Here is a 7747-nt window from a genome sequence, read left to right as displayed (position 1 = left end):
TAACGATTGCTATTATAAGAAAAATGCTGAATAAAATTGCTCGAGGTTATGTCGCTGTAAGTTATAGCTAGTGTACTAGTACTAGAATGATAATTATGGGCCCAGCCAGGTTGTATTGTTATACGCTTGACAATAGGATCGTAGCATACCAGGTCACCTGGTAGACCGATAACACGCTTGATATAATCTAGGCTTGGATTTGGTGGATATTTAAATACTACTACATCTCCACGTTTGGGATTTCCCATTTTAATTATAGTACTCTGGGTAATAGGATTTTTAATGCTGTAAGCAAATTTTTTTACTAAAATAAAATCACCGACCAACAAGGTTGGCATCATTGAACCAGATGGAATTTGAAACGGCCCAAAAAGAAAAGAGCGCATTATAAAGACCAGTAATAAGACGGGAAAAGCTGATGCGCTTATCTCAATCCAATTATTCTTATCTTTTTGAAACTTTACCTCTATACCATTACCATTTTTGCGATACTCCAGCGCTAGTTTAAAATATTTGATAAACCAGGTGATCCCGGTGATAAGGGTTGCTATTGCGAGAATAAGAGTAAAAAGATAAGCCATCCCAACTCCTCACATGCATGATTTACTAAACGTGTAAAATGGCCAGAAAAGCTTCCTGCGGAAGCTCTACATTTCCTACCTGTTTCATACGTTTCTTACCTTTTTTCTGCTTTTGTAACAGTTTTTTTTTGCGGCTAACATCGCCGCCATAACATTTAGCTAAAACATTCTTACGTAATTGTTTCACCGTAGAACGGGCAATAATATTGTGCCCAATAGCAGCCTGGATAGCGATATCAAACTGCTGTCGTGGGATGAGTTCCTGCAACTTATTAACTAACTCGCGGCCACGGTATAAAGCATTGACTCTATGAGTAATTAGTGTGAGCGCATCAATACGCTCGCCGTTAATTAGCACGTCTACGCGTACCATATCTGATGCTTGGAAACGCTTGAATTCATAATCGAGCGATGCATAACCGCATGAGGTAGATTTCAAACGATCGAAAAAGTCTAGAACTACTTCAGCCATAGGTATTTCATAAGTCAATGTAACCTGATACCCGTGATAAATGAGATTTTTCTGCACCCCACGCTTATCGATGCATAAATTAATAACTTTACCTAGATATTTCTGCGGTAGCAGAATATTACATTCCACAATAGGTTCTCGTAGCTCTTCGATACTATTTAGGGGCGGCAATTTTGACGGGCTATCGACATAGTGTGTACTTTGATCAGTCTTAATCACTTCATAAATAACCGTCGGTGCAGTGGTAATAAGATCGATATCATACTCGCGTTCTAACCGCTCCTGAACAATTTCCAGATGTAATAAACCAAGAAAACCACAACGAAAACCAAAACCAAGCGCGGTAGAGCTTTCTAGCTCATAGAATAGTGAAGCGTCGTTTAAGCTTAGTTTGCCTAAGGCATCATGGAGAGATTTATAATCATTAGAACTAGCTGGAAAAAGGCCAGCATATACCTGAGGTTTTACTTTCTTAAAACCAGGTAATGCTTTGTCTGCTTGTTGATGCTTGAGAGTAAAAGTATCCCCAACCGGGGCGCCAAAAATATCTTTTATAGCACAGGATAGCCAACCTACTTCACCGCATTTTAGTACCTCTCGATCAACACGCTTCGGCGTAAACAATCCTAAACGATCAGCGTTGTAGCTCTGGCCGGTGCTCATAACTGTGACTTTGTCACCTTGTCGCAAAATCCCATTTTTGATACGAACTAAAGAAACTAAACCCAGATAGTTATCAAACCAAGAGTCAATGATCAGAGCCTGAAGCGGGGCACAAGGATCTCCTTCTGGCGGGGGTATATCCCGTACTAGACGTTCTAGAACATTTGATACCCCGAAGCCAGTTTTGGCAGAGCAGCGTACGGCATCGGTAGCGTCAATGCCAATAATCTCTTCAATCTCTTGCAATACCCGATCTGGATCAGCTACTAGTAAATCAATTTTATTTAATACTGGCACAACTTTTAAATTCATTTCTATAGCGGTATAGCAGTTCGCGAGTGTCTGTGCTTCTACTCCCTGACTAGCATCTACTACTAACAGCGCTCCTTCGCAGGCAGCTAGTGAGCGAGAAACTTCGTAGGAAAAGTCTACGTGGCCGGGGGTATCAATAATATTAACTTGATATACTTTGCCATCGAGTGCATTGTAATTAAGTCTAACACTTTGTGCTTTGATGGTAATACCGCGTTCACGTTCAATATCCATGGAGTCAAGTACTTGAGTGACCATTTCACGTTCACTTAAGGCGCCGCATAACTGAATCAAGCGATCAGAGAGAGTTGACTTCCCGTGGTCAATATGGGCGATAATAGAAACATTCCGTATATTATTCATTGTGAATCTGATCAAGATGAAATCTAGTGATAAAACTGAATACCAAACCAAAGCTTTTAATGCTACTGCTACTGATTGACAATCAGATATAATTGTTACTATGATGTAATCATTAGTTTTTTTTTTCTTACTAAGTAACTTAATAATTAAGAATAAAACAATCCAACATTAGGTTGGCATCAATTGTCTACGGTGCAAATCAATAATGCCGATATAGCTCAGTTGGTAGAGCAGCGCATTCGTAATGCGAAGGTCATAGGTTTGACTCCTATTATCGGCACCTTTATTATTTATCGAGTCGAGCATAACATCATAGCCTCGAGATAATTAATTTCTGTTCCAAACATTTAATTTTTGACTGCTGATATGTTTCCAGTTTCTTATATTCTTTTGCCACTATGTTTTCTGGAGCATGGCCCAGAAAGTCTTTGTTGATTAGTTTACTTTCAATACGGCGTATTTCACTTTCAATACGCAAAATTTCTTTTGCAAGCCTATCTAATTCATCAATCTTATTGATAAAACCTACAAGCGGTATTAGCAGTTCAGCACCTGGGACAAGCTTAGTTACCGAAACTGGCCCAATCTCTCCTACTGGTAGCACAGTGATAGACACTAGCTGAGCTAGTGTACTGATTAGAATTGAATTCTCATTTACCAAACGTTGGGCTTCGGTAGATACGTTGCGCAAAAATAACTTTAGAGGCTTGTTGGGTACGATCTTCATTTCAGAACGTATAGTCCGTACGGCGATAATTACTTGCTGAGTCCACTCAAAGTCAGTTAGTGCTTTGGTATCGATTAAAGCTGCATCATAGATAGGGAATGGTTGCAGCATTATTGTGTCACCGTACCTACAAGTAATGACTTTCACTCGTTGCCAGATAGTTTCAGTAATAAAGGGAATTATTGGATGAGCAAGACGCAGTAACGCTTCTAGCACGCTAACTAAGGTATAACGTGTACCACGTCGTTCTGCTATTTTACCTCTACTCATGAGAGGTTTTGTGAGTTCTAGGTACCAGTCACAAAATTGGTACCAGGTAAAATCATATAATTTACCAACTGCTAAATCAAAACGATAATTATCTAGCGCTTCACGGAATATTTTTACTGTCTGGTTAAATTTCGTTAAAATCCAGCGGTCTGCTAGGGAAAACATTTTATCGCCACTATTGAAGCCACAATCTTGGTCTTCAGCATTCATCAAAACAAAACGACTAGCGTTCCATAGTTTGTTACAGAAGTTACGATAACCTTCCAAAGATTTCATATTCCAGTTAATATCTCGTCCAGTTGAGGCCTGCGCTGCTAAGGTAAAGCGCAATGCATCGGTGCCGTGTGGTTTTATTCCATTTGGGAACTGTTTTACGGTCATATGGCTTATTGTTTTTACTAGCTGCGGCTGCAGCAGCAGATTTTCGGAACGTTTCGCCAATAAATGCTCCAGCGAGATGCCATCCACTATATCTAACGGATCAATCACATTACCCTTAGTTTTTGACATCTTCTGTCCTTCTTCATCACGTATCAGACCGGTCATATAAACGGTTTTAAAAGGAACTTGTGGCTTACCAGCTGTATCTTTATTAAAGTGCATCGTTAACATTATCATACGTGCTATCCAAAAAAAGATAATATCAAAGCCACTTACCACCACGCTAGTTGGGTGAAAAATGCGTAGTGCTTCAGTCTCATTAGGCCAGCCTAGGGTAGAGAAAGTCCAAATCCCGGATGAGAACCAAGTGTCTAGTACATCGTGATCCTGACATAGCACAACTCTATCGCTCAGCTGGTGTTTCTGACGTACTTCAACTTCATCGCGGCCGACGTACACCAGACCTTGGTCGTCGTACCAAGCAGGAATACGGTGGCCCCACCATAGCTGACGTGAAATACACCAGTCTTGGATATTACGCATCCAGCTAACATACATATTTTTATATTGCTTTGATACGAACTGAAGCTCTCCCATTTCCACAGCTTCCATTGCTACTTTTGCTAGTGGTGCGGTACGCACATACCATTGATCAGTTAACATAGGTTCTATCACTACGCCACTGCGATCACTATAAGGTAAAATGAGCTTGTGAGATTGAATCAAGGCTAGCAGACCAAGACGGTCCAATTCTGCTACTATAGCTTGACGTGCAGCGAAGCGTTCTAGACCGCGGAATGCTTGTGGAATAGTGCTAGAATATACGTTACTTACTTTGCCATTGGTGTCAAAAATTTCTGCTTCTTGGCGTATATTACCTTCAAAAGTGAGAATATTAATAACTGGTAGTTTGTGACGTTTACCGATTTCATAGTCATTGAAGTCATGTGCCGGAGTTACTTTCATGCAACCCGTGCCCTTAGTTATATCAACATTTTCGTCAGCTATGATCTTGATGCGGCGGTCAACCAAAGGTAGTAATACAAATTTATTAATGAGATTTTGGTAGCGAACATCATAGGGATTGACCGCTATTCCAGTATCACCTAGTACTGTTTCAGGGCGTGTTGTTGCAACCACTAAATAGTCTAGGCCTTCTATAGTCTTAACGCCATCGGCGAGCGGATAGCGCAGATGCCACATAAAGCTTTCCGATTCGCGATTTTCTACCTCAAGATCTGATATAGCTGTATGTATTTTTGGATCCCAGTTTACCAAACGCTTTCCACGATAGATCAAATTGTCTTGATACAGACGGACAAATACTTCTTTGACAGCATTAGATAACCCTTCGTCCATGGTAAAACGTTCTCGACACCAGTCAACTGAGCATCCTAGGCGACGCATCTGATTAGTAATAGTGCTACCTGATTGCGCTTTCCATTCCCAAATTTTCTCGATAAAAGCTTTGCGTCCATAATCTTGGCGAGTTTTACCCTCTTCAGCAAATATTTTACGCTCTACCATAATTTGTGTGGCAATGCCTGCGTGATCGGTTCCTACTTGCCAAAGAGTATTTTTACCTTGCATTCGCTGATAGCGGATAAGAATATCCATAAGAGTCTGTTGGAAAGCGTGTCCCATATGGAGACTACCGGTCACATTAGGTGGAGGGATCATAATACAGTAGCTCTGTTTGCTGTGATCCCCATTGGGTTTGAAGTAACCTTGGTTTTCCCAGTGCTCGTACAAAGGTTGCTCAATTACTGTTGGATTATATGTCTTGTCCATATATGTGTTGTCATGTACTAATACTAAGGTGGCGGTTGAGCGGTAATTAATTGGAAGCCTACACTACGATAAGCTTTATAGCGTTTACGAGCTAACTGTTTTAGATATTCTTCATTAGGTACAAAATCAATGACTTCATGGCAAGAAAAAGCAAAATCAGTACACGTAGGTATCAGACTTATAATCAAGTCACGTGGTACATTGCAGCGACGATGTGGCCAACTAATTTCTATCGGGGCACCATCTTGTGGTCCTTCACCAACCAGATTATGCGGAATAAAAGCAGCTGTAGTTTGTGTCCATAGTGCATTATCAAGTTTCCTTGCTTGCTCGTTATTTTCGCAAGCTATGAGTACCCGTTTACCTGCTCGCCAATGTAGAATCGCTAGATTACAAGCGAGTCGCTCCATTGTGATTAATCCATGTTTTATGACATGCTGGTCGAGTAGATAGAAGGTTACTATTTTCATGTAATAAGTATGTCATTTATTTATTGACTCATCACTACTAAAAACGGAACGATTAAGCAAAAACTGTGATAACATCGCCACCGGACGTCCGGTAGCACCCTGAGTTTTGCCAGAATTCCAGGCAGTACCTGCAATATCTAAATGTGCCCAATTATATTGACGTGCAAAGCGCGATAAAAAACAACCAGCAGTAATAGCTCCCCCAGGACGACCGCCCAGATTAGTCATATCGGCAAAGTGAGACTCTAGTTGTTCTTGAAACTCATCTACTAGCGGTAAATGCCAAGCACGATCTCCGGCTTGCTCAGCAGCGCTACTTAGTTCATGAGAGAGTTGATTATGGTTAGACATAAGCCCAGTAAAATGATGTCCTAGTGCAATAATACATGCGCCTGTTAAGGTAGCTATATCTATCACAATTTCTGGATTAAAACGTTCTACATAAGTAAGAGTGTCGCACAATACCAGACGACCCTCAGCATCGGTATTTAATACTTCTACCGTCTGGCCGGAAAGAGTAGTGAGTATATCTCCAGGCCTTAACGAACGCCCATCCACCATATTCTCACAGCATGCCAGGACTCCAACAATATTCAGTGGTAAGTTTAATGCTAGTGCCACACACATTACACCATAAACTGTAGCAGCACCACACATATCATATTTCATCTCATTCATATTATCGGAGGACTTAAGAGAAATGCCACCGGAATCAAAGGTGAGCCCTTTGCCAACTAGCACTATCGGCTGTGCTTCTGGATCTGGATTACCTTTATATGTGATAACTGACATTAACGATTCGTTAGTAGAACCTTCGCCTACGGCTAAATAAGCATTCATCCCTAACTCTTTCATATCTTTTTCGCCGAGCACCATGGTTGTTGTGTTCTGACTGTAGCTATTCGCCAATAGGCGAGCTTGAGAAGCTAGATATGCTGAGTTACAGATATTAGGCGGCATATTTGCTAAATCTTTAGCAGCTTTGATGCCAGTTGCAATAGCAAGACCATGTTGGATAGCACGTTCGCCGCTGGTTAACTCACGACGTGTCGACAGGTTGAAAACTATTTTGCGTAGCGGTCGCCGTCGGACTTTTTTATTACTTTTCAACTCATCGAAGGTATAGAGTGAATCTTTGGCTGTTTCCACAGCCAGGCGTACTTTCCAATAGGTGTTTCTACGCTTAACGTGTAGTTCCGTTAAGAAGCAAACGGCCTCCATTGAACCGGTATTGTTTAAGGTATTAATAGTTTGATAAATTACTTGTTTATACTTACGTTCATCTAGCTCGCGTTCTTTGCCACAGCCGATAAGTAAAATGCGTTCAGACAGCACATTAGGAACATGATGTAAAAGTAAAGTTTGTCCCACTTTTCCTTCTAATTCACCACGGCGTAGCAGAGCGCTGATATAGCCTTCGCTAATTTGATCGAGCTGTTCAGCGATAGATGAGAAGCGGCGTGGCTCAAAAATTCCCGCGACAAGACAGGCACTGCGTTGCTTTTCCGGGCTACCGCTTTTGACACTAAAATCCATTTTTGTTCCTGAATTTTAATAAAATAATATGTGTCCTGGAGAAATAGATCTTTTTGATACTCTATATCTTATATCTTAATATGGCAGAGAACGATATTTTGTCAAATATCAGTGCTTTTTAAGCATAGCATAATTTTACTTTTAATTAAGATTTAGTTCATTAACAATCGCTAATGAATAC

5 protein-coding genes and 1 tRNA gene are annotated in these 7747 nt (G+C 40.7%); 1 reads left to right on the top strand and 5 read right to left on the bottom strand.

The genetic code is table 11. The features are described from left to right. Together lepB and lepA are read right to left on the bottom strand one after the other, a co-directional pair. Positions 1–581: signal peptidase I (gene lepB / locus CEX73_RS00770; protein ID WP_101626722.1), on the bottom strand; the 581-nt coding region annotated here is incomplete at its 3' end. Between the two features lie 25 nt (positions 582–606). Then, complete coding sequence (lepA, locus tag CEX73_RS00765; protein WP_101626721.1) at positions 607–2391, bottom strand: translation elongation factor 4; 1785 nt, start codon at positions 2389–2391, stop codon at positions 607–609. Positions 2392–2598: 207 nt separating this feature from the next. Here lepA and CEX73_RS00760 point away from each other — a divergent pair. Beyond that, a tRNA-Thr gene (locus tag CEX73_RS00760) sits at positions 2599–2671 on the top strand. A gap of 30 nt (positions 2672–2701) precedes the next feature. On the opposite strand, the gene CEX73_RS00755 is transcribed toward CEX73_RS00760, so the two are convergent. The 3 genes from CEX73_RS00755 to pepA are packed head-to-tail and all read right to left on the bottom strand — an operon-like array spanning position 2702 to position 7566. Continuing rightward, positions 2702–5560, bottom strand: a complete 2859-nt coding sequence (locus CEX73_RS00755; protein WP_101626720.1) for a valine--tRNA ligase — start codon at positions 5558–5560, stop codon at positions 2702–2704. A 23-nt stretch (positions 5561–5583) separates the two neighbouring features. After that, the gene (locus tag CEX73_RS00750) at positions 5584–6030 is read right to left on the bottom strand and encodes a DNA polymerase III subunit chi (RefSeq protein WP_101626719.1); all 447 of its coding nucleotides are present in this window, start codon (positions 6028–6030) and stop codon (positions 5584–5586) included. Positions 6031–6042: 12 nt separating this feature from the next. Then, positions 6043–7566: a leucyl aminopeptidase gene (gene pepA / locus CEX73_RS00745; protein ID WP_101626718.1), complete on the bottom strand. Its 1524-nt coding sequence runs from the start codon at positions 7564–7566 to the stop codon at positions 6043–6045. Positions 7567–7747 lie beyond the last annotated feature (181 nt).

The sequence above is a fragment of the Candidatus Palibaumannia cicadellinicola genome, assembly GCF_002855795.1.
Lineage (GTDB): Bacteria > Pseudomonadota > Gammaproteobacteria > Enterobacterales > Enterobacteriaceae > Baumannia > Baumannia cicadellinicola_C.
The sequence above is the reverse complement of the archived record's forward strand: the minus strand, read 5'-3'. Positions and strand labels throughout refer to the sequence as shown.

Excerpts from the sequence above, each read along its gene's own strand:
- pepA (WP_101626718.1), bottom strand. The coding sequence starts at position 7,566 with ATGGATTTTAGTGTCAAAAGCGGTAGCCCGGAAAAGCAACGCAGTGCC.
- CEX73_RS00750 (WP_101626719.1), bottom strand. The coding sequence starts at position 6,030 with ATGAAAATAGTAACCTTCTATCTACTCGACCAGCATGTCATAAAACAT.
- lepA (WP_101626721.1), bottom strand. The coding sequence starts at position 2,391 with ATGAATAATATACGGAATGTTTCTATTATCGCCCATATTGACCACGGG.
- CEX73_RS00755 (WP_101626720.1), bottom strand. The coding sequence starts at position 5,560 with ATGGACAAGACATATAATCCAACAGTAATTGAGCAACCTTTGTACGAG.